Origin of the sequence: Agrobacterium larrymoorei, assembly GCF_030819275.1 — a bacterium.
GTDB lineage: Bacteria > Pseudomonadota > Alphaproteobacteria > Rhizobiales > Rhizobiaceae > Agrobacterium > Agrobacterium larrymoorei_B.
This window is the reverse complement of the sequence record NZ_JAUTBL010000001.1, coordinates 866,263-891,081: the sequence shown is the minus strand read 5'-3', so window position 1 is coordinate 891,081 and position 24,819 is coordinate 866,263. Positions and strand designations below refer to the sequence as shown.

Here is a 24,819-nt window from a genome sequence, read left to right as displayed (position 1 = left end):
CCCGGGGCAGGCTTCAAACTGGCCGCCAAACAGAAGAATGGGATAGACATGAGATTCGGCACTTCTATCGCTATTGCCGCCTTGCTGACCGCAGCAGGTTTTGTTGGACCTGTCGCAGCTGAGGACGGTATCGTCATTTACAACGCGCAGCATGAAGGTCTCACCAAGGAGTGGGCCGATGCCTTCACGAAGGAGACGGGTATTCCTGTGACCGTTCGCAAGGGCAGCGACATGGAGTTTGCAAACCAGATCGTTCAGGAAGGCGCGAATTCGCCAGCAGATGTGTTCCTCACCGAAAATTCCCCGGCAATGGCGCTCGTCGATAGCAAGTCTCTATTCGAACCGGTGGATCAGGCGACGCTAGAGCAGGTCCCTGCTGAATTCCGCCCTGCGAATGGCCACTGGATCGGTATCGCAGCACGCTCCACAGTTTTTGCCTATGACAAAACCAAGCTTACCGAAGACCAGTTGCCGAAATCTATGCTCGATCTTGCAAAGCCCGAGTGGAAGGGCCGCTGGGCGGCATCGCCATCCGGAGCGGATTTCCAAGCTATTGTCGGCGCGTTGCTTCAGCTGAAGGGCGAAACAGAAACTGCGGAGTGGCTGAAGGGCATGAAGACGAACTTCACTGCCTATAAGGGCAATTCGACGGCGATGAAGGCTGTTAATGCGGGCGAGATTCCAGGCGCGGTGATCTATCACTATTATTACTTCGGTGATCAGGCGAAAACTGGTGAGAACAGCAAGAACGTCGCACTGCATTATTTCAAACATAAGGATCCCGGCGCGTTCGTCAGCATTTCCGGTGGCGGTGTGCTTGCAGCGTCGAAGCATAAGGAACAGGCGCAGGCCTTCCTCAAGTGGGTGAGCGGCAAAGGTGGCCAGCAGGTTCTGCGTGACGGCACCTCGTTTGAATATGCCGTTGGCAAGGGTGAAGCCTCAAACAAGGCGCTGGTGCCGCTCGCGGACCTCGATGCGCCGAAAGTGGAGCCATCCCAACTCAACAATGCCAAAGTCACCGACATGTTGACCGCGGCTGGCATTCTTTAAGCTTTTAAGGTTGCAACTTTGGAGCACCGCAGGCTTTGCCTGCGGTGTCTCGCCATTTCCTGGACGCATGATGGTTGTCATTTCACCTAGCGGGCTCGCCGTCCCCCGACGCAGGCGTATCCTCGGTGCCCCTTCGTGGGTTCTTGCGAGCGCTACCGTTATGGCCTTGCTTTCCCTCGTGCCGCTCGGTTTCGTGATGTGGGCGACGATCCAGACGGGAATGGAGACTGCTTCTCGACTCATTTGGCGGCCCCGCGTCGGCGAACTTCTTCTCAACACCATTCTCTTGATCGTCTTCACCGTACCCCTGTGTAGCGTTCTGGCGGTCGCATTGGCATGGCTGACAGAACGCAGTGATATGCCCGCCCGGCGGTTTTGGGCATGGTTGTCCATCACGCCCCTCGCGGTGCCTGCTTTCGTACACTCCTATGCGTGGATTGGCCTGTGGCCCGGCCTGCACGGTCTGCAGGCCGGCATCGCGATCTCGGTCGTGGCGTATTTTCCCTTTCTTTATCTGCCGGTATCTGCCGCTTTTCGGCTGTTGGATCCAGCATTGGAAGATCAGGCGTCGGCTCTCGGATTTTCCCCTGTTGCCGTATTTTTTCGCGTGGTTTTGCCCCAGTTGCGGCTTGCTTTGTGCGGTGGCGGACTGCTGATTGCGTTGCATCTCTTGGCCGAGTACGGGCTTTTTGCCATGATCCGTTTCGACACATTCACCACCGCCATCGTTGAGCAATTCCAGTCCACCTATAACGGTGTTGCGGCCAATATGCTGGCGGTTGTTCTCGTCCTTTGCTGTTTCGCCTTGCTAGGGTTAGAAGCACTACTGCGCGGTCGCAGACGATACGCACGGCTTGGCTCAGGGGTGGCCCGGCACGCCGGGGTGAAGCGACTTGGACGTTGGCGTTATCCGGTCCTGCTTTTGCCCGCCATCACTGCGGTGTTCGCACTTGGCATTCCGGCGTGGACGTTGGGACGGTGGCTTCTGGCTGGCGGCACGGCGATCTGGCAGGGGAACGAAATCGGGTTGGCTCTTACCCAAACTCTCGGCATTTGTGTGGTGGGGGGACTGGCTACCACAGTCGCTGCGTTGCCGATCGCCTGGCTATCCGTTCGCCGACCAACGCGGGCGAGCCGTTTCTTGGAAAGCTGTTATTATCTTTCGAGCGCTATGCCGGGTGTTGTCGTCGCGCTTGCGCTTGTTACGGTCACCGTGCGTGTGGCTTTGCCACTTTACCAAACGGTGGCGACCATCGCGATCGCCTATATCATTATGTTTTTGCCACGTGCTTTGGTGAGTCTCAGAACAAGCATTGCGCAAGTGCCGGTCGAACTAGAACAGGCGGCAGCGAGTCTCGGGCGCTCGCCATTTCGCGCCTTATGGTCCACAACCGTCAGGCTTGCCGCCCCTGGAGCGGCAGCGGGCATGGCGCTTGCTTCGCTCGGAATCCTCAACGAACTGACAGCGACGCAAATGCTTGCGCCTAACGGTACACGCACGCTGGCGATGGCATTTTGGGCACTGACCAGTGAGATAGATTATGCAGCGGCGGCGCCTTATGCAGTGCTGATGGTGCTGTTTTCGCTGCCTATGACGTGGCTTCTGCATCACCAATCAAGAAAAATCTCAGGACGATGACATTGATCGAGATAAAAGACCTGCGCAAATCTTTTGGAAGCGTTGCGGCGTTGGACGGTGTCGATCTGCATGTCGAGATGGGAACGCGGACCGCAATCGTCGGGCCCTCGGGTTGCGGCAAGACCACCTTGCTCAGAATGATCGCCGGTTTTGACGTGCCGGATGACGGCAGCATAGTCTTTGATGGCGGTCTGCTCGCGGACAGGCATGTTCAAGTCCCAGCACATAAGCGTGGTATCGGTCTTGTCGCCCAGGACGGAAATTTGTTCCCGCATTTATCGGTGAGCGAGAACATTGGCTTTGGACTTGAGCGCCACATGCCCGGACGCGAGGCGCTGATCTTGGAGCTTATCGATATGGTCGGGCTGGAGCGGTCAATGCTCATCCGCAAGCCCGATCAGCTCTCAGGTGGCCAGCAGCAACGCGTTGCGTTGGCGAGGGCATTGGCGCGAAAGCCGCGACTGATACTTTTGGATGAACCGTTTTCCGCGCTCGATACGAGCTTGCGCGTGACAACACGGCGCGCAGTCGCTCAAGTGCTGGCGGCGGCTGGCATTACGACTATCCTCGTCACCCACGATCAGGCCGAGGCACTGGCTTTCGCTGATCAGGTGGCTGTTATGGAGGGCGGTCGGTTTGCCCAGGTGGGATCGCCCCGTGAGGTATATTCGCGACCGATCGATGTCAAAACGGCGCGGTTTCTAGGTGAGGCTATTGTTCTGCAGGCAACGATCACAGATGGTTGGGCGCAATGCGCGTTGGGCAATATCCCGGTTGGCGGTCCGACACGGTCGGGAGACGCGCGGATCATGGTGCGGGCCGAACAAATTGATGTCACCGTGCGAAACGGTCATGCTGGCGCAAACAACAGCGTGCACGGAACGGCCACGAACATCGAGTTCAATGGCGCTACTTCAGATGTGTCTATAACGGTCGGCAGCCGAGAGCCATTCGCAATGCGTTTGCGCATCCCAAACCGTACGATCTTATCGGAGGGCGACGCCGTAACGCTAACTGTAACAGGCCCAGCACATGTCTTTCCGAACCATGACGGGCTACCATGTAGCGACACCGGAGTGGAATGAGGGGCCAATGGCTCAGCCTCTATCGATGCCTGGGATCAAGCAACCAGTGTAGCAGCGGAAGCAAAATGTGATGTTTTGTTTCGATAGAGGTCTTCATTGTCTTCCGATGGTCGGAACGCCTTAGACCGAGGCGTTAGTGGAGAAGACATCTCCCTCATTCGTGCCCCCATGTTCTGGAAGATAGAGTGTCATGCGCCGTTACGAATTGAGCGACGAAGAAAGAGCTGTCATTGCCCCGCTGCTGGCGAACAATTAGGCGTAATACGGGTGTTTGGGATCGTCTTCTGGACGCTGTCTCAAAGCGTGACGATGGGGATCTCGCGATGATCGACAGTTCTTGTGTCCACGTTCACCAACAGGGTGCCAACGCATAAAAGGATTGGATCTGCTGGCCCTTGCACGGGACGTTCCCGCCGCGGCTTGACGACAATGCCCATGCTCTTGTCGATGTAGACGGCAGGCCGGTTTAGCGGGAACTCAGGGTCGGTCAGGCTGCCGATGCACCTATTGCCGAAAGGCTGCTGAGCAACTTCCGGCCCGTCGCAACGTTCCTTGCCGACAAGGCATACGACATCGATGCAATTCGCGACGTTGCCAGGCAACGCAAATGCTGGGCAAAGCGGACTCAGTCACGGTTCTTTGCGTGATTCTACCATACGTGGACTCCACGAATTCTAATCTGGACGGGTCTGGCCAATGCTCCTTTGACGCTCACGTGAGTTGGCGAGGAGGGCCCGCTATGGTTGACTTGTCCGAAACTTCAATCGATCCACGAGGCTTGGCTGAAGTGCCGATGCCTGAGCCAGCGCAACTCCGCTCTCTTGCACATCTCCGTCGCTTCCATCGCGAGCAGGAAATCTATCGACAGGAAGAGCGCAGCGAGACTTGGTACCGTATTGTGTCAGGCTCTGCCCGCAAGTATCTGATAAGCGCCGACGGGCGCCGACGGCTTGTCGACATTTTCGTGCCGGGAGATCTTTTCGGTTTTACATCGCGGCTTCATCATAGATTTGCCGTTCAGGCCGTAGCGGACGAAACATTGGTCGCCTGCTACCCTCGCCAGCGCGTGGAGGCTCTAGCGAAGGAAGACAAGGAGACTGCCGTCGAAATCAACCGGCACGTTTTCGAAGCGCTGGAACGCATGCAGGAGCATCTGTTGGTGATCAGCACCATGACCGCAAAGGAAAAGGTCAGGGAATTCTTAACCTACTTTCATCATAGGCTTTCAGCAAGTGATGAGGACAGTCTCTCATTACCAATCACGCGCTACGACATTGCTGACATGCTTGGTATCTCTGCCGAGACAGTCTGCAGAGCCTTCACCGACTTGCAGGAACATGGAGTGATCTCACTGCATGGCCCGCGCCACATCGTGATCAACAGGACACAAGTGGCGACAAGAAAGCCGTGAAAGATGCTGCGAGCTTATGCTCGCCGAGCCGACCCCTTCTTTCTTCCACGAAAAGAGGTGCCGACCCCCGGAGAGGCTTCGCGCGTCTGGTCTCATAGGAATGTGAAACTGACGGGCGTCAAGGTCGGCAGTCCTTTTACAGGCGAGACTTCGGACGTGGCGCGGCAGTCGCGTTGCCCTCAACATTGGGAGCTAAGAACATGGCAGGCAAGGTAATCGGCATCGATCTGGGTACGACAAATTCTTGCGTCGCAGTGATGGAAGGCGCGCAGGCTAAAATCATCGAGAATGCCGAGGGCGGTCGGACCACCCCCTCTATTGTGGCGTTTGCCAAAGACGGCGAAATTCTCGTCAGGCAGCCGGCAAAACGACAGGCCGTCACCAACCCCGAGAATACGATTTTTGCCATTAAGCGACTGATCGGCCGGCGGTACGATGATCCGATGGTGGAAAAGGACATGAAGCTGGTCCCTTACAAGATCGTCAAAGGCGATAACGGCGATGCGTGGATCGAGGTCGCGGGAAAGACATATAGCCCAAGCCAGATCAGCTCCCATATTCTGCTGAAGATGAAGGAGACAGCGGAAGCCTATCTGGGCAGCAAGGTCAGCCAGGCTGTCATCACCGTACCCGCTTATTTCAACGACAGCCAACGACAGGCCACAAAGGATGCGGGAAAGATCGCGGGGCTGGAGGTTCTGCGCATCATCAACGAACCCACCGCTGCCGCACTGGCCTATGGGCTGGACAAAAAAGATGGCAGAAAGATCGCCGTCTACGATCTTGGTGGTGGCACATTCGATATCTCCCTTCTCGATATCGGCGATGGCGTATTCGAAGTCAGGGCGACCAATGGCGATACGTTTCTGGGCGGCGAGGACTTCGACAAACGGATCGTAGACTGGCTGTCGGACGAGTTTCAAAAGGAACAGGGAATAGATCTCCGTAAAGATCGCCTGGCGTTGCAGCGGCTTAGAGAGGCAGCAGAGAAAGCCAAGATCGAACTTTCTTCGGCTTTGGAGACCACAGTCAGCTTGCCCTTCATCACCGCGGACCAGAATGGCCCAAAACATCTGGAGATCAAGCTGAGGCGGGGCAAGCTCGAGGATCTGGTCGATGACCTCATCCGCCGCACCGAGAAACCGTGCAGGGCGGCGATGAAGGATGCCAAAATAAAGCGCGAGGACATTAATGAAGCGGTTCTTGTCGGTGGCATGACGCGCATGCCAAAGGTCCAGGAAACCGTCTCGGATATCTTCGGCAGAGAGCCGAACAAGAGCGTCAACCCGGACGAGGTGGTGGCGATCGGTGCCGCCATCCAGGCGGGGGTACTGCAGGGCGAAGTCAAGGATGTGCTGCTGCTCGACGTTACCCCGCTGTCGTTGGGTATCGAAACGCTTGGCGGCGTGTTCACGCGGTTGATCGAGCGCAACACCACTATTCCGGCGAAGAAGAGCCAGGTATTCTCCACAGCGGAAGACAATCAGAACGCCGTGACGATCCGCGTCTTCCAGGGCGAGCGGGAAATGGCTGCCGACAATAAATTGCTCGGCCAGTTCGATCTGGTGGGAATTCCGCCCGCGCCGCGTGGCGTGCCGCAGATCGAGGTGACCTTTGACATTGACGCCAACGGCATCGTGAATGTCACGGCAAAAGACAAGACCACCGGCAAGGAACAACAAATCAAGATCCAGGCGTCCGGTGGACTCTCTCAGGCCGATATTGACCGCATGGTCAAGGAGGCTGAGGCAAATGCCGAGGCAGATAAAAAGAGGCGCGCTTTGGTCGAGGCGCGCAATCAGGCCGATGCGCAGATCGGCATCAGCCAGAAAGCGCTGGACGAAGCAAAGGAAAAGTCTTCACCGGCTGACGGTACACCGGTTCAAAAAGCGATCGAAGAACTACAGTCATCGATTGCCGGTGACTCCGTGGACGAGATACAGGCCAAGACAAAGGCCCTCAATATCGCTTCCGTTAATTTTGGAGCCAAGGTGCATGAAGCATCCGGCGCATCGTCTTCTGGAGCCAGCGACGCGTCGGATGGCGCATCGAGCGAGGATGTCGTGGACGCTGATTTCGATGAAGTCGACAGCAAGGACGAGCACCATGGCTGACGCGGACTCTCGGAAAGAGGACGAGCCGAACGTGGCAAGATCGGACCCAACTGGCCAGACGACGGGTGCTGGATCTAAGCCCGACACGGGCTCAGAGGCATCCCTGCAGGCCGAACTGGCTGATGTGAAGGACAAATTGTTGCGGGCGCTCGCCGAGCAGCAGAACATCCGGCAGAAGATGCAACGAGAGCGTGATGAGGCCGTCAAGTTTGCGGCCTCGCAATTGGCGGGAGACCTGCTGGACACGCTCGACAATCTCCGGCGGGCGATTGACAGTGTTCCGAAAGGGACATCTGACCAGGACACCGTCGGCCCGCTCCTAAAAGGCGTGGAGGTGACGGAATCCAATCTGCTATCCACGCTTTCCCGCCATGGATTGCAACGCATCGATCCGCTCGGCACGGCTTTCGATCCGCACGTTCATCACGCGGTTCGCGAGCACACCGATGCGGCCGCCGAGGAAGGCACTGTCGTTGAGGTGTTGCAGCCGGGCTATCTGCTCCACGGCCGGCTGCTCAGGCCTGCGATGGTTGGTGTTGCGATCAAGGGACAGCAAAAGAATGGAACCGCCATCCAATGAGCAGGCTGAGCCACCCGTTGCGACGTGGTTGTGGCGGGTTTTGTTGTCGGTGATCTTGGAACCCAAGGCTTGCGCGTCTTGAATTGTTTCATCGACGCGGACGCGATCTCAGATGCGCAAGTCTCCTGCGCTTTTGGACCTCCGCGACGATACGACGCCGAATGATAAGGGGCTGTCCTTCCAATGTGTCGATAAGGTCGCCGACGGCGTGGCGGAGGCTGTAAAGCTGGTCAAGCAGGACCAGCACGGCCTCCACGCCGTCATCATTGATGCCCATTTCATTTGTTAGATCGGCTATCAATTCGGCTCTTGCCTGATCGACGTCCCGGAAGGTTTCCTGCCCGTCGATCATCAAAGGCGATATCCAGCCTCGCTCCGTCAAGGCGCGCAACTGAGCGATATCGATTTGAAGGTTATGTGCAAATTCTTCTTGATTCATCATCTACACTCCCATCCTGTCTCGAGGATTATAGACTTTGCCGGCCGACCAGTGGGCGACGAACGTCTTCAACTCGGCGTCCGGACTTTCGGGGAGCATGATTTTCAGCAAGGCATAGACATCGCCCCGAGAGCCTTTTGGGCGAGCCACGCCCTTTCCCTTGATGCGCAGAATCCGTCCACTGGACGAATTCTCCGGTATGGTCGCAACCACGGGTCCGGCAGGTGTCGGCACTTTAACCCTGCCACCGAGGACGGCTTCGCCAAGCGTGATCGGGAGGTCCAGATGAATGTCATCACCCTCGCGCCGATAGAAAGGATGAGGGCGAACGTGAAGTTCAATCAGAGCGTCACCGGCTTCCGCCCCACCTCCGCCGGCGTGGCCCTTGCCACGCAGCCTGAGGGTCTGCCCGTTTCGGGTGCCTGGGGGGATGTGGATGTCCACCATCTCGCCGTCTGATAGCTTGACCTGGCGTGTGCTGCCGTTGACCGCATCGAGAAAGTCGATCTCCATTGAGTACCGGACGTTGGCACCGGGCACGCGGAAACCCCGCCGCTCTTGACGAGAGAAAAATTCGGCGAAGATGTCGCCGCCGGCCGAATCCGCGAAGCCATCGCCATCGTCGTAGGACCCACCAGCCGTGCTGGCATCGGCAAAGTCACGATAGTATCGCCGTTCTTGCCTTTGCGTGCCCGTAGAATCGATCTCGCCATTATCAAATTTGCGGCGTTTTTCTTCGTCGCGCAGGATCTCGTAGGCTGCCGACAGTGCTTTGAAATCCTGTTCAGCCTGTTTGTTTCCGGGATTGAGATCGGGATGGAGCTTCTTTGCCTTGCGGCGATAGGCCGACTGGATATCGCTCTGCGAGGCATCGCGCTTGACGCCGAGGGTTGCATATGGATCGCCATTGGTTATCGGCATCTTCGCTGCCCCGCCCTTCGTAAACGTCCCCTCGTCGGGGAGGCCGCTGGAGATTTTTGCCAGAACCCCAAAAGAAATACACGAATTTTAAGGCCTGAAACTGACGGTCATCAATGTGACCTGTGCATCGCGGATGCACCTTTGAAGACCTGGACGTTGTTCCTATTCAAGAAGGGAGATCGGCATGCAGCCTAACATCGAAAACACGGGGCGATGGTTCGACCCGCTCCGCCAGGTGCGCTCTGCACAAGGCAACATGAGTCGTCTGTTTGACAATTTCCGGCTGGCGGATGGACCCGAATTACCCTTGATGAATGTCTGGGCCGGAACCAATGGAGCGGTGATCACGGCCGAGATACCCGGCGTGTCGCCGCAGGATCTCGACGTCGCGGTCCATTACAACACCGTTACCTTGAGTGGCAGGCGAGCGATGGAACCCTTAGCGGAGGATGCTGTCATTCATCGCCAGGAGCGCGTCACCGGTGCCTTTGCCCGGAACCTGATATTGCCGTTCCGGGTCGACGGCGAACGGGCGACCGCGACTTTTAAGGACGGCGTGCTCCGGCTCGATCTACCCCGTCCAGATGCGGATAGGCCACACAAGATCACCGTCAGCCGGTCCTGAGGAGAAACCACAATGACCGATCACCAACCCAACGGCACAGCATCTGCAGAAGGCACCCGTGCCGGACCTGTCTTCAACCCGCCAACCGATATCATCGAAGACAAGTCTGGCGTTCATCTCATACTCGACATGCCGGGCGCGGATCCGGAGAGTCTTGATGTCACGCTCGACCAGCGTGTCCTGCGAATCTCCGCTCGATCGGTTTCCACTGCGCCTGAAGGCTATGCGCTGGTGCATGCGGAGTATCGTGATGGGAGCTATGAGCGCAGCTTTACAGTCTCCGAGCCTATCGACACCGCGAAGATCGAGGCCGTTTTCAAGGACGGCATTCTTCGGCTGACACTGCCCAAAGCCGCGCCATCCCCCGCTGCCAAGATAAGCGTCAAAGCGGGATGATGGAGGACATGCAATGAAAATCACAGATCTCGTTCCCTGGCGAGGCTCCGGCCGCGACGTTACCACCCGCTCTACACCGATAGACCCGATGTCGGGGCTGCAAACGGAAGTTGAGCGCGCTTTCGACAATTTTTGGCGCGCCATTTCCTATCCGTTCGCCGCTATCGATCGGACGTCTCATCTGGACGACGTTCGTGTCGATGTCGGTGATAACGGCAAAGAGGTCAAAGTCACCGCAGAATTGCCGGGCATCAGCGAAGCCGACATAGATGTGTCGATCAGCAACGGTCTGTTGACGATCCGTGGCGAGAAGAAGTCGGAGTATGAGCTTGAGGAAAATAGCGTTCTCGTCAAAGAGCGAGCGTATGGCACCGTCGAGCGAACGATAACGCTTCCGGACGGCATCATTGCTGACGCGGCCACGGCCACATTCAGGAACGGCGTGCTAACCCTCACCATACCAAAATCCACAGAGCCCCAGGCTAAGGCCCGCCGCGTTTCAGTCCAGGCGGGTTAATTCATCTCTCCCTATGAAACGCCCCCCGTTGCCCGCGACCGCCCACGGTTGCGGGCTTTCTTGTTTTACGAGCGAGCGAATGTCTTCAACGGGATTCCCGGCAAAGCTGATGACCGTCAAGGCCGAACCACCATAGGCGAGCTAGCTTCTGGATGCTGCGTACGAAGGAAGCCTTCGACGTGTAGCTTCATCACTCACAGCGGAGGATCGCGACATGACAACAGACAGTGACATCAAGCGAGACGTGGAAAGCGAACTCAAATGGGATCCGGACATTGATGCTTCAGATGTCGGGGTTGCAGTGAAAAACGGGGTGGTCACGCTGAGCGGCTTTGTGCGCAGCTTCACCCAGAAGTATGAGGCGGAGAAAGCGGCGAAAAGGGTCCGGGGCGTTCTCGGCGTCGCCAACGATATCGAAGTCAGGTTGCCTTCGATCCACGAAAGACCCGATCCCGAAATTGCGCGCTCCGCCGTCGAAGCGCTCAAGTATGAACTGCCCTACTCGCACGAAAACATCAAAGTCGTCGTCAAAAACGGCTGGGTGACCCTCGAAGGCAATGTCGAGTGGGAATATCAACGCAATCGGGCCGAAGTCGCTGTGCGAAAGGTCAAGGGTGTGCGGGGTATCTCCAACCTAGTCACGCTGAAGCCGCGCGCCACTCCAACAGAGATCAAATCGAAGATCGAGGATGCTCTGAAACGAATGGTTGAGGTCGATGCGAACCGGGTGACCGTAACCGCCAGCGGCGGGGAGGTGACCCTCACAGGTACCGTTCGTTCGTGGGCGGAACGGCAGGAAGCCGAGCGCGCAGCTTGGCGTGCGCCTGGCGTCACCAAGGTGGACAACCGAATTACCATCTCGCCGTGATCAATCACCGTTGATATCAGCCGGGCTATTGCTTGGCCCGGCTGTGATCCTTCGAGAGGAGTTGGTCGCTTGATCCCTCAGGAAAGTCCGGGAACTGATCGGCAAGAGGAGATGGATCTGGACCGGGTTGGCCTGGCTGGAATCAACTCATGTCTCCTGAGTGATCTTCGTTCGCGCAACGCCCCACATCTTGGCCTGCCTCGAAGACCTGCAAGAACAGATTTCCCTGAAATGGCCAGTTGCCGGGAGAATGGTTCTTGCGCTGACCTGTCCGAACGGCGTCAGCGTGCCAAGAAGGAATCTGGTCCGGACGTCCAGTTGCCATGTCGTATCCGCCGCAGAGACCCGAGGCCGAAATGCACGATTTGCTAGCCCGGACACTTATCCTCATCGTTGCATCGGGATTTGCGGTTGGTCTTCTAAGCCTCCTTCGGATGCCAGCCGCCACAGGCTATCTTCTTGTCGGTGTGGCGCTCGGGCCGCATGGCCTCGGCGTTTTCGGTTCGGCGGAGGATACACGGTTTCTAGCGGAACTTGGCCTGATCTTTCTCATGTTCATGGTCGGCCTCGAATTCTCTGTTCCCACCGTTATTCGCGCGCGGTGGGATGTGCTTGGTGCTGGCAGCCTGCAGGTTGGCATGACGATCGCTCTCGTGGCCACCGGGCTGTTCCTGAGCGGCGTAGCGTTACAGCCGGCAATTATCATAGGCGGCGCCATCGCGATGTCGTCGACAGCCATCGCCCTTAAGCAACTCGCTGAGCAGGGCGAAATGACCAGTCGGCATGGACGGCTGGCGCTTGGAATATTGCTGTTCCAAGACCTGGCAACACTCCCCTTTCTCATCCTGGCGGACGCTTTGTCGCAAGGTGAAACCCTGGAGCCCATGGCATTTCTCAAGCAAATTTCAGTTGCAACCGGTGCGCTGCTCGCGGCAGCCGTCATCGCGCGGCCTTTGATCCGCTTCGGGTTCTCGTGGGTTCTCAGGTCCCGTTCCGCCGACCTCTTCCTTTTGTGGGTGCTGATGAGCGCGATAGGCACCGCCTATCTCGTTCACCTTGCAGGTCTTGCTCCTGCGATCGGAGCGTTTGTCGCGGGCATCGTCATCGGTGAGAGCGAATTTCGCCATCGCGTCGAGGAGGACATCCGGCCGTTTCGTGACGTTTTGGTCGGGCTGTTCTTTATCACCGTGGGCATGGGTATCGACCTGTCGGCAATACCGAGATTTCCCTTCGCGATCATCCTTTGGGTGCTGGTTTTTGTTCCCGTAAAGGTGCTGCTGACCTTTGTGACAGGACTGATCGCCGGGGCGCCCCGCGAGGCAGCGGCAAGGACCGCCGTGATTCTCGCGCATGGCGGCGAGTTTGGGTTACTGCTTATGTCGCTTGCGCTTCAGTCCGGCGTTATATCGCCGGAACTGGGGCAGCCGATACTGATTGCTCTTGCCCTCACGATGGGTGTGGCCCCGCTCATCATCCAGCGCAACCACTGGGCCGGTTGGCCATTCGGTCGTCGAGATCGTCGCATCGCCGCGACGGAAGCTTTGATCCGCGCCCATAGCTTTGGCCTCCGGGATCACGTCATCTTGTGTGGTTGTGGTCGTGTTGGTCGCCTCGTCGCAACGGTCCTGGAATCGGCGGAGGTCCCTTACGTGGCGATTGAGATGGATCTGCCGCGGTTTCGGACTGCCCAGCGGAAATCTCAAAAGGTCGTATTCGGCGACGCAGGACATCGACGCATTCTTGAGGCGGCAGGGCTGGATCAAGCCGTTCTGGTTGTCATTACGTTCGATCATCAAGGCACGGTGAAACGCATCCTGCATCAAGTGAAGGCTCTTGAACGGGCACCAGCGTCGCTCGTATCAACGGCTGATGACCTCGACATAGCGGACTTTGCCAAACTCAACGCGACTGCGGTGTTTCCGGAAAATCTAGCCGCTGGTCTTGCTCTTGCCGACCGGGCTTTGTTGCTGTGCGGCAAAACGAGGGATGACGCGACCCGCGTCGTCGACACAGTTAGGGTGGAGCTGGTGCAGGGACAGACGAGGGAAGACGGCATAAGCGCCCGTTGACCGAGGTGCCGAAACAACCTGAAAGATCGAGGCGTCTCTCAACCGCGCCTTGCCGATGGTGGAGCCGAACCGGAGACATAACCTTGTTTTCGCGCAGGATGGTTCTGTCACGTTTGCCGCTTTGAATGTTTTGCGGCGATCACGGTCGCAACGCCCATCCCGCCGGAAAGGTCGCGGATGCGTCGAGTGCGCACGCGTCGGAACGTCCTTGTGGTCCGCCAGAAAAGCAAGAAGATGGATGTCGCTCCACTCAAGCTGCCTTGCTGGCACCAAGTCATGCGCGGCTGAGTTCTTTGGGGCATGAGCTCAACTTTCCGTCTGGAAGTGGCGATACGCCTGCCAATGCGGACAGCGATCAAGCTCAGCTTTCCAGCCCTTTACAGAACGACCAGCGGCCACGGGCGAGGCGCAGGTGGCTTATCACTGCGGAGATTCCCAGGTGTGGCATCTCGGCTTCCTCCTCCGTCGATCAACACAACGCTATCGGTGAACTAAAAACTGACGATCATCACGGCTCGCCCGGCACAACTACCCTATCCTTTATGACATGTCGTGCATGCCAGCACGCGCTGCCAGCGCCAACTGGTTACTTAAATCCCGGACGCGAACGGAGAACACTATGATTATCGCATCGCCCGATAGCCGCAAATTTGAGTCGATGAATGACATGCTCGCGAGAAACTGGTGGGCAGTCGCGTTGCAGGGCGTTGTCGCGATCCTGTTCGGCATCGCCGTTTTCGCGATGCCGTTTATCACGATGCTCTCATTTGTGATGGTTTTCGCCGTGTTCAGTTTCATCGACGGGATCTTCGGGATCGTTGCATCGATACGCGGTGCGCGAAGAGGAGAGCGCTGGATCTGGCTGCTGCTCAGCGGCATCCTTGGTGTCGCCGCCAGTGCGGTCGCGATCTTGTGGCCCGGTATTACAATCTTGGCGTTCGTCATTCTACTCGCCTCACGGGCGATGGTATCTGGCACCTTCATGCTGATCTCGGCTTACCGGCTCAGGATCGATCACGGTCGCGTCTGGCTGGTGGTTGGCGGCATCGCGAGCGTCGTCTTCGGAGTTCTGCTGATCTTCTGGCCTTTTGTCGGGGCCCTCGTGCTGACTTTCTGGACCGGCGCACACGCCGTTGTTCTAGGGGCGACACTGCTGGCTCTGGCCTACAAGCTGAGATCTCAAAGTGTCGGCCTGCAAGGCGATCTCGCTCATTCCACCACGGGAATAACAGAGTGACAGGAGCAACATATGTCGGGGATTCTTTCACGAGGAACAAAGGCGCCCGCTTTTGCCTTACGCGTAACGCCGGATCAAACCCTCTCGCTGTCCGAGTTTACGGGCCGGCGCGTGATCCTGGCCTTCTATCCCGCAGACTGGAGCCCAGTTTGCGGGGACCAGATGACCCTCTACAATCACGTGCTTTCCGAATTTCGAAAGAAGGGCGCGTCCCTACTGGGCATATCTGTCGATAGCGCCTGGTGTCACCAGGCCTTCGCTCGGGATCGGACCTCCATTTCCCGTTGCTGTCGGACTTTCACCCCAAGGCGCAGGTGGCTCAGGCCTATGGCGTCTATCGCGATGACGTCGGCGAATGCGCTCGAGCCCTTTTTATCGTTGACGAGAACGGCACGATCGCGTGGAGCTATTTGTCGCCGGTCGCGGTCAATCCCGGAGCGGATGTCATTCTTGACGCGCTCGATCAGATGCCAAACCTGGAGCAAAAAAATGTCGACGCTCAAAGTTCCCGTTAATGCGCGCGATCACAAGCGTGGTGGTGAAAGCGCGAGCGTCACGCTCGTGGAGTATGGCGACTACCAGTGTCCCTTCTGCGCTCTCGCAAATCCTGTCGTCCGATCCTTAGAGAGCCTGTATGGTCAGAAGCTGTGTGTCGTCTTTCGGCATTTCCCATTGGTCGAGGTTCATCCTTTCGCAGCGTCATCAGCCGAGGCGACGGAGTATGCCGGCGATCAAGGCGTGTTTTGGGACATGCATGATGCGATTTTTTTGAACCAGCACCGGCTTAGCATGCAACTTCTTTTTGCCATTGCCGGAACATTGAAGCTGTCGCAGATCGCACTTCGTGAGTCGATCGCTCGGTCGCTGCATGCCGACAAAATTCAGGCTGACTTCATTGGGGGTGTCCGCAGCGGTGTCAACGGAACGCCGACATTCTTTGTGAACGGCTTGCGACACCAAGGCGGATTCAGCGCACGCGAGCTTGGTATGTCAATACAGGAAGCGATGGATGCTTCGCCGTCCGCCGTTTGAGTCGACTCTGTACGAATCGTGCCGCAGATCCCGGAACTCGCGGCGTGTTGCCGAAGTGCCTGTTGCCGAAGTGATGGGGTGATCCAGGTGTCGCGGCTGTTTCGGCGTGCAGCATGATAAGTGTAGCGGCCCGCGGGCTAGCCTCTACCGGTGCCGCAGGTGCCATTCACCCACCCTCTGCCAGGCTTGCGAGAACTGAAAGTTTGACCGCTTGGCCCAGTTGACGCACGCCCAAACGTTCCATCATGCGTGAGCGGTGAACCTCGACGGTGCGCACACTGATGCCGAGCCTGAAGGCGATGACCTTGTTTGGCTGCCCGGCGACCAGTGCTTCCAGAACTTCCCGCTCCCGTGGACTGAGCGTCCCTATTAGCACAGCCGCGGCAGCGATATCTTCTGTCCGACCCTTCATGCCGATGCCACGCAACGCGGATTCAATAGCCGAAATGAGAGTCTCGTCAGAACATGGCTTCTCGATGAAGTCTACTGCTCCTGCCTTCATCGCACGGACAGCACTTTGGACATCACCTTCAGCCGTTATTACGATGACCGGCAAACCAGGGTTGATCAACAGCAGGCGAGCCTGAACCTCGAAGCCATCCATCTCAGGCATGCGAAGATCCAGCAGAACGCAGCCTAAAGCCAAATCTTCCGCCACACCGAGAAATGCCTTGGGCGTCGCGTAGGAAGTCACCCGGAAACCAACTGCGTCCAGCAGGCGCTCCAGCGAACGACGTACCGCTGGGTCGTCATCAACAACATAAACGAAAGGAGACGTACCTACCTCCATTTCATTGCTCCCGTGGGAAAGTGAAGTTTATACGAAAGATCGCTCCGCCTCCGAGGTTAGGCTCATATTGCAGCGTGCCGCCGTGAGCTTCGACGATTATGCGGCAGATCGACAACCCCAAGCCCATCCCGTCCGGTTTCGTTGTGTGGAAGGGTTCGAAAAGATGCTCGGCAATCTCATCCGGAACACCGGGTCCGCAATCTGCCACCGAGATCTCAATCGTTTCCTCGTCGAGCCGTGATGTCGAGACCACCAACTCGCGTCGCTCACTCTCCACCATTGCCTCATGCGCATTGCGTATCAAGTTGAGCATGACCTGTTGGAGTTGAACTCGGTTCCCCAATACCGCATCGGCGCGCGGGTCAAATTTCAGCTTGGTGCGTACGCCGTGTGTTCCGCTTCCCATGGAAGCGAGGGCGCTGGCTTCGCGGATCAAGTCAGGGAGTTTTTCTATCCGCATTTCCGTCTCGCCACGCTTAACGAACTCTCTGAGGCGGCGGACGATCTCACCGGCGCGGAGTGCCTGGGCTGAAGCCTCATGGAGCACTTCTTGCACCGACTCCACCGTATGTGTGTTTTTTGAGATCATGTGGCGCCCAGCGTTGACCAAGTTTGTCAACGCGGTCAGCGGTTGTTTCAATTCATGCGCCAATGCGCCAGCTATTTGCCCTACTGCACTGAGGCGGGACGCATGAAGGAGCTCTAGCTGCAGTTCCTGAGCGCGGACATCTGCAAGCGCGTGTTCAGCGGCTTCAAAGGTTAGCCGTTTAAGCGCTTCTGCCAACTCCGAGTTACGTTCGGACACCCGCTGCTCAAGTAACACGTTCAGGCGTTGAAGGTTCTTATCTACTTTTTTTTGCCCTCTCAGATCGCGGCTGACTGTCGCCATATTTGTAGAACGGCCCGTAAGCAAATCGTCGATGCGGAACCAATCTACCAAAAAAGGGATGTCTTCTCCTGTTTTGAAGTGTCGGAAATTGAGCTCTCCAAGCCAGCGACCAGTCTCCATAACCTGTGGCAGCAACTTGCGGCGCGCCCGGCTTCGCTCATCTGGAGTTATGAAATCGATGATGTTGAGATGCCGTGCTTCCTGGGGGCCAGAGAGCCCCAGCAGTTCGCAGCCAGCCTTGTTCAGATAGTCAACACTGCCTTCTAACCGGACAAAGCCAACGAGTTCGGAAGATCGCTCGACAAGGCTCGCCATACGCAGTTGCTGGGCATCCGCATATCCGCGCTCAATAGCCAGTGTCGCATGGCTTGCGGCAATTTCGAGAAGCAGCCGATGGGCATCGCTTGGAAAATGAGGATGGAGGGAGCCTGCAACAATCCCCGCATTTTCGCCAAAGCCTATCGGAGCGCTGGCGAAATGCAATTCGCCATTCCCAAAGGTATTGCCGATCCCGAATGCCTGCTTGCGCTTGTCCAGCCAGGCACCACGAACGATGGTTTTGATGCGATCGATCGCTTCGGCAGAGCTTACGAAGCTCGTTCGTATCACTTCCACGGGGGCGTCATCGCCCAGCCCCGGTGAGGACACATAGATGATGTCGGCATTGAGCATGGAAATCAATTCGGCGGCCACACTCTCAGCAATTTGCTGCGAGTTGTAGTCTTTCCAGCTTGTCGGCAGAGTCGAAAGGGCGACAAGATCGCGAATGCAATGCTTGAGCTCTTGTGGTTCGAAAAGCCCATTGACCCTTAACATGTCGCCTGATCCAAATACAGGACGCACTTCTAAACTTGACCGGCTGCGCAAATACTGAAGCAGAGCAACATGAGCGCATCTCCGGAATTAGCGCCTGCCAGCAAGCCGTCCATTGGGTCGGAACTTTTCATGATGCCGCCGGTGCAATTTCCGATGTTTTCCAAATGCGGAGGTCGACAGACCGCCTAGCAACCACATCTTGGAGACTATACACTACGCGCTTCGATTGCCCATACGTTATTTTAGGACCGGCAGGCGGGCCAGCGAACGTGGTGAATTCCTGAGTGTCTGGTTCTCGAGCGAAATCTGGAGCCTGCTCCGCACGTAAACTTAATTACAGCTTTCCGCCGGCGATTTTACTGTCAACGGCTTCGTATAGCCGGTGGATTCTTTAAGCGAGGATCCCCCAATTGCATGGGTACATGCAGGTGGGTATGCACGTTGGCATTCGTGTCGAAATGGCCGAGATCCTGCCACCAGCCGCAGCGGTTGCGTTTTCGCAGCAATCCGCTGCGGAGAGAGCACCGTCCGGGGTCGGAAACTCGTACTGTTCCCATACCTTCCTCCCGATGAGCAAAACAGGAAAGGCTCGCTATCAGTGTGGCCAGCAGGCCGGTCGGGATCGGGTGGGGGAAAACGAGATTGTTCGCAGGAGCGTGGAGGTCGGGCCGTGCGACGACATCGGCACCGGTCCGATCCAGAGCAGCTCTCCGCTGAGACCGGCTATCGGTCATGAGGAAGGCTGCAAGCTTCGTGGTCTTGTGGGAACGGATTAATGTTGCGGAATTGTAACACAGGTCTGGGATTCAAACCTGGGGTCTATGCGTGTCATCAGCATTCGCACCGGCTGGTGCTCAACAAAAACAAGAATTTAATACTCAAGTTTTAATTTCCGCCAAGAAATGGGGTGTTTCAGTCCATGACATTCCTGTTGCGCGGCGTCTCCTCGACACTTATCGACGTCCAGCAATCGTGTCGTGCGCTTTTCTTGCAGGCTGCGGCGGGGTGAAGAAGAGAGGCGAGTCGAGAGAGACATCCGCTGTGATCAGGACCCGCTATTCCCCGTGCGGCATAGGGCACTTCGACCAACCGGCTCACCTCTCAGACTAACCGGGCTGGCCTGGAAAATGATGTAGCCATCAGCAAACGGCGAGCGATGCACGTCAGGCTGGACACGAAAAAAAGGGTGCCTGCCGTTGCTTTGTTGCCAGCGGCATCGAGGTTTTCCGGGCAGTGGCTTGGTTGCCTCCGGGAGTGGGATATTGGGCTATTCGGACAGATCGCTGAACCTCTATTTACTGCACCGGGTCGAGCTGATCGATCTCGCATCTGCCATTCTCGGTGACAGGGCTCGCGCAGAGGACATTGTTCAGGAAGCTTTTTTGCGGTGGAATTCAGCCGACGCTCGCCTCCGACCGGAGCAACCAGTTGGTTATCTGAAAAGGATTGTCAGAAATCTTTCTCTGGACGCCCTACGTCGCTGCATGTTCGAAGGCCGGATGTTCGATGCTTCTGCGCTGACCGAAGAAATTGGGGAGACAGCGCCATCTCCTGAACAGATCGCGATCGACCGCGACGAACTCGCCGCTGTCCTAAAGGCTCTGGATGCGCTTCCTCAACGCACTCGTCTTGCTGTGGAGTTATACCGGTTTCACGGCTGCAAGTTGAAAGATATAGCACTGCGGCTCGATATCTCGGTATCGCTAGCCCATTCTTTGGTCGTTGACGGGTTGGAGGCTTGCCGCCGTCAGGTGGCGAGAACAAAATGATCCGTGACGGGAATAGTTTTAAAAAAAGCCGCGCCCTATACGTTATTTCGAATAGAAGATGGCCTAAAGGGCCGCTGGTTCACTTACGACGAGTTCAATAAGCAGGGACCCATCATCATTCAGCACGATAGCGATATTGATAAACGTTCGCGCGAAGCGCTCGAGTGGCTGGTTGCCCTGCGCGAAGAGGATAACGACGAATCCGTTTTGACGCGCTTCCTCGCTTGGAAGACTGCTTCTGCGGAGAATGCGCAGGCTTGGGATAATGCGCAGCGCCTCTGGAACGTTCTTGGTGCCGTGCAGCCGGCGCTCGACGCACCGACCTCCGAAGACGGTTCGTACGGATCGGCTGCTGTCGTAAGGCCTGCTTTTCCAGTCCATCCACCACGCCGCGTTTGGCAGTTGCGACGTCCCGTTCTGGCGGCGGCTCTGGCTGGTGCGCTGGCCGTGATCACCATCTTGGTCGCACCAACGGCAGGTCTCTGGCTCCGAGCGGATTACCAGACAGGCACCGGCCAAAGCCAGCAGGTTCGTCTTAAAGACGGATCTATCGTGACCCTCGGTGCCGACAGCGCCGTCTCGCTGTCTTTCGCTCAAGGACGGCGCGACGTGCGGCTGCTCGCAGGGGAGGCTTATTTCGAGGTGGCGCACGACCCGTCTCGGCCCTTCACGGTCGACGCTCAAGGTGTTGAAACAACTGTGCTCGGTACCGGTTTCAATATTCGCATGAACAGCGATGGAGTAGCTGTCTCGGTGGCGCATGGTCGTGTGCTGGTGGACTGTCCCGCCTGTGGAAACGGGAAGGCCGGGCCGCCACTCGAAGCAGGTGAATGGCAGCGCGTCGACTGGAAAGGTACGATCGAGCGCGGCACGACCTCGACTTCTGCGGTCGGCGGATGGCGCAACGGCACGCTGATGGTCGAGGACGTTGCTGTCGGTGATGTTATCGATGCGCTGAACCGGTATTACCGTGGCCGTATCATCGTCGCGGCACCTGGCCTACGCGACAAGCGAGTGACCGGGGTCTACGATCTTGCCGACCCCATCACGGCGCTTCGCGCCGTGGCGCAGTCGCAGGGAGCGAACATCTATACCGCGGGATCGTGGCTCGCCGTCGTCTCCGCTCGATAGGAGTTTGCGCCCGAATTCAAGCTCTTCCACCTGGTTGTTTTCCCCGCACTGCATTTTTTCCTGAAAATTCCGAATGCCCATCCGTTTCTTGTTCAGGAGGTCGACGGCGCTGCCGTCCGCTTTCCCTCGGAAGTGCATTAGGGGCGTTCAAAAAATGGCTGAGAAGAGAAACAACAGGACAATTCGCGCGATCTGGACAACGGCGTTGCTGATGGCAACCGCGCTCAATGGTGCTCTTGTGGCGATGACCGGGCACGCCAGGGCGCAGGAGATGGCTGACGCGCGGAAGGCGTTTGCGATTGCTCCACAGCCACTGGCGAGCGCCCTGACCCTGTTTGGCCAGCAATCTGGGCTTCAAATCTCTGTCGATGCGGCAGCGGTGCGCGATCATCGGACCCTCGGGATACACTCCACTCTCACTGCTGAGAGGGCGCTTGCCGAAATCCTTGCAGGATCGAACCTGACCTACCGTTTCCTGGATCCTCGTACCGTCATCATTAGCGCTCACGTCGACAGTGGTGCCTCGTCCGCCGAGGGTGCGACAGTTCTTCGCCCCATCGTGATCAAAGGATCCAGAACCCTGGCGGACGATCCTTATCGGACAGCCGGATCCAGCACCTATATTTCTGGGGAGAAGATCGAACGGTTTCGCGGCACCTCTGTGGGCGACATGCTTTCCGGAACACCAGGTGTGCTCAATGGCGATAACCGCAATGGTGCTGCGCTGGACGTAAACATACGCGGTATGCAAGGGCAGGGGCGCGTCCCAGTGGTCGTGGACGGTGCGCAACAGGAAACCACCGTCTATCGGGGATATGCAGGCGTCGCGGGGCGCTCTTTCATAGATCCGGACTTCATTGGCAGTGTCATGGTGGAGAAGGGTCCGAACAGCAGCGCGGATGGAGCAGGTGTGATCGGTGGCGTCGTTCGAATGAATACGATCACGCCCGACGACATTCTCCTTCCCGATAAAAGCTTCGGTGTACGCTTCAAGGGGGGATTCAACTCCAACAGCTCATCCATTCCGCCACTCTACACGACAGGCGGGTTATACGGCCAGCAGGCTTATCCAAGCGCATCGTTGCCCGGCTCGTTTGGGGGATCAGACGGTATGGACAGGCCTGGGTTTTTGGAGCCAACCGGCGGCAACGGCAGTGTTGCCGCTGCATATCGATCTGAAAACCTCGATATCGTCGCTGGCTTTGCCCGTCGCCAGAACGGTAATTACCACGCCGGCACGAAGGGCGATGTGCCCAGTCCAGTTCTGTTTCCTGATTGTGGCAGGGTCACAGAACAGTTGACTTGCAGTCTCCCCCGGTCCGGTTGGACTGGGGTCGGGTTCTCCGGCCTGAACCGGTTCCGTGCGGGGGAAGAGGTTCTCAACACGTCGCAGAGCAATACCTCGACCCTCTTAAAAACCACCGTTCGGTTACCCTACGATCAGAAGATCGATCTCGGCTACATTCATTATGAAAGCCGATATGGAGAGATCATGCCGTCCCAGATCGTATATTCAGGAGATTATGGGGCCTATCAAGCCACGTTGAGCCAGGTAGAGATGGATACGTATACAGCCAAATATGGCTGGAATCCTGAGGATTCAGATCTCGTGAACGTCAAACTGTCTGCATGGATGACGAACGCCGATCTCACAACGCCTATGCAATGGTATTGGCCCGCTGTCGGCACGCCGGCTGATCCCACTTTTGACAACTACTATGGTGCTGCGAACCGGCGCTGGGGCATCAATGCGGAGAATACGTCACGTTTCGACACCGCTTGGGGCGACCTGTCGTTCAACTACGGAGGCTCCTTCACGCACGAGCTTATCGAGCCAGGCGAAGGAGCAAATCTACCGAATGCGCGAGAGGGAAACCGGAGTGAAGCAAGCATCTTCACCTCCGGTGAATGGAAGCCGACGCAATGGCTGACGTTGAACGGTTCTCTCAGATATTCAGAATTCAAATCGAGAGACACTCGCCCATGGGAAACGACCACCTATCCATTGAGCTACAATGGCCAGGTGCTGAGCTTCAATTCCTCGGCTGAACGGGCCGCATATCGTCGAGCCCATCCCGGCTCGACCAATCTTCCCGCCGTGACCACCTCGAACTCCGGCGTCTATCAATCCTATGAAGATAGCGGCTTTGCTCCCATGGGCAGCGTTATGGTGGAACCCTGGGACGGTATCCAGTTCTACTCGAAGTATGCCGAAGCTCTGCGTATGCCCAGCCTTTTCGAGACCACACGAGGATTTTCGTTCTACGGCGGCGATTTTCCACCGGGCCAAGCCAATCCCCTGCGGCCTGAGCACGCTCGGACATGGGAGTTTGGATCTAATGTGATGAGCGATAGCATCTTCACCGCAGGAGACGAACTCAAACTGAAGGCCAGCTATTTCCATAATCGGGTGGACAACTATCTCACCAGATCTCTCAATCAAGGGAGAGCCTACATCGTCAATATCGATTATGCCAAGTTGGAGGGTGTTGAGCTGGCAGCATCCTACGACGCGGGCGACTTTTTTGGCGACCTGTCCTACACCCGTTACCTACGAACAGAGTTCTGCTCTCGTCCCGGACAGGTTTCTGGGACGTCGTACACAGCCCTTTGCTCAAGCGGCGGCGTTGCCAATAGTTATGTCATCAACCAGCTTCCGCCGAAAGACAGCCTCTCGCTCACTCTTGGCATGCGCGCTCTGGACGAGACTCTTACCTTCGGCGGCAGGTTGAATTACATCGGCAACCGTCCCACGACCGCTTTGGGGGTATCAAACTCCACAGGTGGAAGCCTGACCCATGTGGAGTGGAAACCTTACACTGTGGTTGACCTTTTCGCGAGCTATAAGGTCAACGACAACCTTAAGATCGACGCCGCCATCGATAATGTTGCGGACACCTACTACATGGATACGCTGACGCTCGGACTGATGCCTTCACCGGGTCGAACGTTCCGGCTCAACCTGACCGCAAAATTCTGACTGATGTCACAGCGGCAACCCCGCCTCGTTGATGGAAAAGGAATGGAGCCTGTCGACGGACGTTGGGCTTAGTGGTGCTGGCGCTTACCGGCTCATGGGCAGTCTTGAAAGCCCATGACGGTATGCGGAAGCGTCAATAGTCGAAACCGGCTCCATCCACACCTGGCGTCGATTCCTTTTTCCAACGTGGCGAACTTCGAGCTTGCCGTCGCAATGACTTTATCATAAATGGTATAACATTACACATCGGCTGAATGAGAATTCTTGTGACTTAAAATGAAGAAACCCACCTCGGTGCACTCCTCGAATGCCAGAATTTGACGAAGAAACTCCAGTGCTGTCCCGCCCAAGATCATCGTGTCGAGCGGGCGCGGTAAATTCACTCTAAGGGACGTTCGTACAGACATTTGAGCTTCAGCGTCGCGCGCCGGTCTGCAAATGATCAATGGAAATCCTTTTTC

Annotated in this window: 22 protein-coding genes and 1 pseudogene; 18 read left to right on the top strand and 5 right to left on the bottom strand. The window is 57.1% G+C overall.

Annotated elements, in window-relative coordinates; translation table 11 throughout:
- Positions 1–48: 48 nt before the first annotated feature.
- From QE408_RS04130 to QE408_RS04120, 3 genes are all read left to right on the top strand, one after another.
- On the top strand, positions 49–1,050 hold the full coding sequence (locus QE408_RS04130) for an iron ABC transporter substrate-binding protein (protein WP_306928781.1): 1,002 nt from the start codon (positions 49–51) through the stop codon (positions 1,048–1,050).
- Positions 1,051–1,120: 70 nt separating this feature from the next.
- Complete coding sequence (locus QE408_RS04125) at positions 1,121–2,689, top strand: ABC transporter permease (protein ID WP_306930185.1); 1,569 nt, start codon at positions 1,121–1,123, stop codon at positions 2,687–2,689.
- Entirely contained in the window at positions 2,686–3,774 is a 1,089-nt protein-coding gene (locus tag QE408_RS04120) for an ABC transporter ATP-binding protein (protein ID WP_306928779.1), read from the top strand. Before QE408_RS04125 ends, QE408_RS04120 begins: the two co-directional genes overlap by 4 nt.
- A 296-nt stretch (positions 3,775–4,070) precedes the next feature.
- Here QE408_RS04120 and QE408_RS04115 read toward each other — a convergent pair whose 3' ends face one another.
- The gene (locus QE408_RS04115) at positions 4,071–4,376 is read right to left on the bottom strand and encodes a hypothetical protein (protein ID WP_306928778.1); all 306 of its coding nucleotides are present in this window, start codon (positions 4,374–4,376) and stop codon (positions 4,071–4,073) included.
- A 137-nt stretch (positions 4,377–4,513) separates the two neighbouring features.
- Between QE408_RS04115 and QE408_RS04110 the strand changes: the two genes are divergently transcribed.
- The 3 genes from QE408_RS04110 to QE408_RS04100 all read left to right on the top strand — a co-directional run bounded on the left by QE408_RS04110 (position 4,514) and on the right by QE408_RS04100 (position 7,879).
- Complete coding sequence (locus QE408_RS04110; RefSeq protein WP_306928777.1) at positions 4,514–5,185, top strand: helix-turn-helix domain-containing protein; 672 nt, start codon at positions 4,514–4,516, stop codon at positions 5,183–5,185.
- 200 nt (positions 5,186–5,385) lie between these two features.
- Entirely contained in the window at positions 5,386–7,299 is a 1,914-nt protein-coding gene (gene dnaK / locus QE408_RS04105; RefSeq protein ID WP_306928774.1) for a molecular chaperone DnaK, read from the top strand.
- Positions 7,292–7,879, top strand: coding sequence for a nucleotide exchange factor GrpE (locus tag QE408_RS04100; RefSeq protein WP_306928772.1), 588 nt, complete (start codon positions 7,292–7,294; stop codon positions 7,877–7,879). The genes dnaK and QE408_RS04100 overlap by 8 nt, the downstream gene beginning before the upstream one ends.
- 88 nt (positions 7,880–7,967) lie before the next feature.
- On the opposite strand, the gene QE408_RS04095 is transcribed toward QE408_RS04100, so the two are convergent.
- Both QE408_RS04095 and QE408_RS04090 read right to left on the bottom strand, forming a co-directional pair.
- On the bottom strand, positions 7,968–8,321 hold the full coding sequence (locus tag QE408_RS04095; protein ID WP_306928771.1) for a chaperone modulator CbpM: 354 nt from the start codon (positions 8,319–8,321) through the stop codon (positions 7,968–7,970).
- Positions 8,322–9,239, bottom strand: a complete 918-nt coding sequence (locus QE408_RS04090) for a DnaJ C-terminal domain-containing protein (RefSeq protein ID WP_306928768.1) — start codon at positions 9,237–9,239, stop codon at positions 8,322–8,324.
- Between the two features lie 184 nt (positions 9,240–9,423).
- On the opposite strand from QE408_RS04090, the gene QE408_RS04085 reads away from it, so the two are divergent.
- The 8 genes and pseudogenes from QE408_RS04085 (at position 9,424) to QE408_RS04050 (ending at position 15,983) form a co-directional block, all read left to right on the top strand.
- Entirely contained in the window at positions 9,424–9,864 is a 441-nt protein-coding gene (locus tag QE408_RS04085; protein WP_306928766.1) for an Hsp20/alpha crystallin family protein, read from the top strand.
- 12 nt (positions 9,865–9,876) lie between these two features.
- Entirely contained in the window at positions 9,877–10,260 is a 384-nt protein-coding gene (locus QE408_RS04080) for an Hsp20/alpha crystallin family protein (RefSeq protein ID WP_306928764.1), read from the top strand.
- 13 nt (positions 10,261–10,273) lie between these two features.
- The gene (locus tag QE408_RS04075) at positions 10,274–10,777 is read left to right on the top strand and encodes an Hsp20/alpha crystallin family protein (protein ID WP_306928762.1); all 504 of its coding nucleotides are present in this window, start codon (positions 10,274–10,276) and stop codon (positions 10,775–10,777) included.
- Between the two features lie 214 nt (positions 10,778–10,991).
- Positions 10,992–11,645: a BON domain-containing protein gene (locus tag QE408_RS04070; protein WP_306928760.1), complete on the top strand. Its 654-nt coding sequence runs from the start codon at positions 10,992–10,994 to the stop codon at positions 11,643–11,645.
- A gap of 323 nt (positions 11,646–11,968) precedes the next feature.
- Positions 11,969–13,714, top strand: a complete 1,746-nt coding sequence (locus QE408_RS04065) for a cation:proton antiporter domain-containing protein (protein ID WP_306928758.1) — start codon at positions 11,969–11,971, stop codon at positions 13,712–13,714.
- A 619-nt stretch (positions 13,715–14,333) separates the two neighbouring features.
- Complete coding sequence (locus tag QE408_RS04060; RefSeq protein ID WP_306928757.1) at positions 14,334–14,951, top strand: HdeD family acid-resistance protein; 618 nt, start codon at positions 14,334–14,336, stop codon at positions 14,949–14,951.
- 12 nt (positions 14,952–14,963) lie between these two features.
- A pseudogene (locus tag QE408_RS04055) lies at positions 14,964–15,466 on the top strand (redoxin domain-containing protein).
- Positions 15,441–15,983 (top strand): DsbA family protein, encoded by a 543-nt coding sequence (locus QE408_RS04050; protein ID WP_306928755.1) that lies wholly within the window; start codon positions 15,441–15,443, stop codon positions 15,981–15,983. The pseudogene QE408_RS04055 and the gene QE408_RS04050 overlap by 26 nt, the downstream one beginning before the upstream one ends.
- 166 nt (positions 15,984–16,149) lie before the next feature.
- Here the strand turns inward: QE408_RS04050 and QE408_RS04045 are convergent, their stop codons facing one another.
- Positions 16,150–16,773, bottom strand: a complete 624-nt coding sequence (locus QE408_RS04045) for a response regulator transcription factor (RefSeq protein WP_306928753.1) — start codon at positions 16,771–16,773, stop codon at positions 16,150–16,152.
- A 1-nt stretch (position 16,774) separates the two neighbouring features.
- Entirely contained in the window at positions 16,775–18,478 is a 1,704-nt protein-coding gene (locus QE408_RS04040; protein WP_306928750.1) for a PAS domain-containing sensor histidine kinase, read from the bottom strand.
- 428 nt (positions 18,479–18,906) lie between these two features.
- Here QE408_RS04040 and QE408_RS04035 point away from each other — a divergent pair, with 428 nt between their 5' ends.
- From QE408_RS04035 to QE408_RS04020, 4 genes are all read left to right on the top strand, one after another.
- The gene (locus QE408_RS04035) at positions 18,907–19,254 is read left to right on the top strand and encodes a hypothetical protein (protein ID WP_306928748.1); all 348 of its coding nucleotides are present in this window, start codon (positions 18,907–18,909) and stop codon (positions 19,252–19,254) included.
- A gap of 486 nt (positions 19,255–19,740) precedes the next feature.
- Positions 19,741–20,247 (top strand): sigma-70 family RNA polymerase sigma factor, encoded by a 507-nt coding sequence (locus QE408_RS04030; protein WP_306928746.1) that lies wholly within the window; start codon positions 19,741–19,743, stop codon positions 20,245–20,247.
- Between the two features lie 3 nt (positions 20,248–20,250).
- Positions 20,251–21,378, top strand: coding sequence for a FecR family protein (locus QE408_RS04025; RefSeq protein WP_306928744.1), 1,128 nt, complete (start codon positions 20,251–20,253; stop codon positions 21,376–21,378).
- Between the two features lie 154 nt (positions 21,379–21,532).
- Positions 21,533–24,358 (top strand): TonB-dependent receptor, encoded by a 2,826-nt coding sequence (locus tag QE408_RS04020; RefSeq protein ID WP_306928742.1) that lies wholly within the window; start codon positions 21,533–21,535, stop codon positions 24,356–24,358.
- Positions 24,359–24,819: the final 461 nt, after the last annotated feature.

What these genes read in the sequence shown, in the direction of transcription:
- QE408_RS04130 (WP_306928781.1), top strand. Translation starts at nt 49, where the DNA reads ATGAGATTCGGCACTTCTATCGCTATTGCCGCCTTGCTGACCGCAGCA.
- QE408_RS04125 (WP_306930185.1), top strand. Translation starts at nt 1,121, where the DNA reads ATGGTTGTCATTTCACCTAGCGGGCTCGCCGTCCCCCGACGCAGGCGT.
- QE408_RS04120 (WP_306928779.1), top strand. Translation starts at nt 2,686, where the DNA reads ATGACATTGATCGAGATAAAAGACCTGCGCAAATCTTTTGGAAGCGTT.
- QE408_RS04110 (WP_306928777.1), top strand. Translation starts at nt 4,514, where the DNA reads ATGGTTGACTTGTCCGAAACTTCAATCGATCCACGAGGCTTGGCTGAA.
- dnaK (WP_306928774.1), top strand. Translation starts at nt 5,386, where the DNA reads ATGGCAGGCAAGGTAATCGGCATCGATCTGGGTACGACAAATTCTTGC.
- QE408_RS04100 (WP_306928772.1), top strand. Translation starts at nt 7,292, where the DNA reads ATGGCTGACGCGGACTCTCGGAAAGAGGACGAGCCGAACGTGGCAAGA.
- QE408_RS04095 (WP_306928771.1), bottom strand. Translation starts at nt 8,321, where the DNA reads ATGATGAATCAAGAAGAATTTGCACATAACCTTCAAATCGATATCGCT.
- QE408_RS04090 (WP_306928768.1), bottom strand. Translation starts at nt 9,239, where the DNA reads ATGCCGATAACCAATGGCGATCCATATGCAACCCTCGGCGTCAAGCGC.
- QE408_RS04085 (WP_306928766.1), top strand. Translation starts at nt 9,424, where the DNA reads ATGCAGCCTAACATCGAAAACACGGGGCGATGGTTCGACCCGCTCCGC.
- QE408_RS04080 (WP_306928764.1), top strand. Translation starts at nt 9,877, where the DNA reads ATGACCGATCACCAACCCAACGGCACAGCATCTGCAGAAGGCACCCGT.
- QE408_RS04075 (WP_306928762.1), top strand. Translation starts at nt 10,274, where the DNA reads ATGAAAATCACAGATCTCGTTCCCTGGCGAGGCTCCGGCCGCGACGTT.
- QE408_RS04070 (WP_306928760.1), top strand. Translation starts at nt 10,992, where the DNA reads ATGACAACAGACAGTGACATCAAGCGAGACGTGGAAAGCGAACTCAAA.
- QE408_RS04065 (WP_306928758.1), top strand. Translation starts at nt 11,969, where the DNA reads ATGTCGTATCCGCCGCAGAGACCCGAGGCCGAAATGCACGATTTGCTA.
- QE408_RS04060 (WP_306928757.1), top strand. Translation starts at nt 14,334, where the DNA reads ATGATTATCGCATCGCCCGATAGCCGCAAATTTGAGTCGATGAATGAC.
- QE408_RS04050 (WP_306928755.1), top strand. Translation starts at nt 15,441, where the DNA reads ATGTCGACGCTCAAAGTTCCCGTTAATGCGCGCGATCACAAGCGTGGT.
- QE408_RS04045 (WP_306928753.1), bottom strand. Translation starts at nt 16,773, where the DNA reads ATGGAGGTAGGTACGTCTCCTTTCGTTTATGTTGTTGATGACGACCCA.
- QE408_RS04040 (WP_306928750.1), bottom strand. Translation starts at nt 18,478, where the DNA reads ATGTTAAGGGTCAATGGGCTTTTCGAACCACAAGAGCTCAAGCATTGC.
- QE408_RS04020 (WP_306928742.1), top strand. Translation starts at nt 21,533, where the DNA reads ATGGCTGAGAAGAGAAACAACAGGACAATTCGCGCGATCTGGACAACG.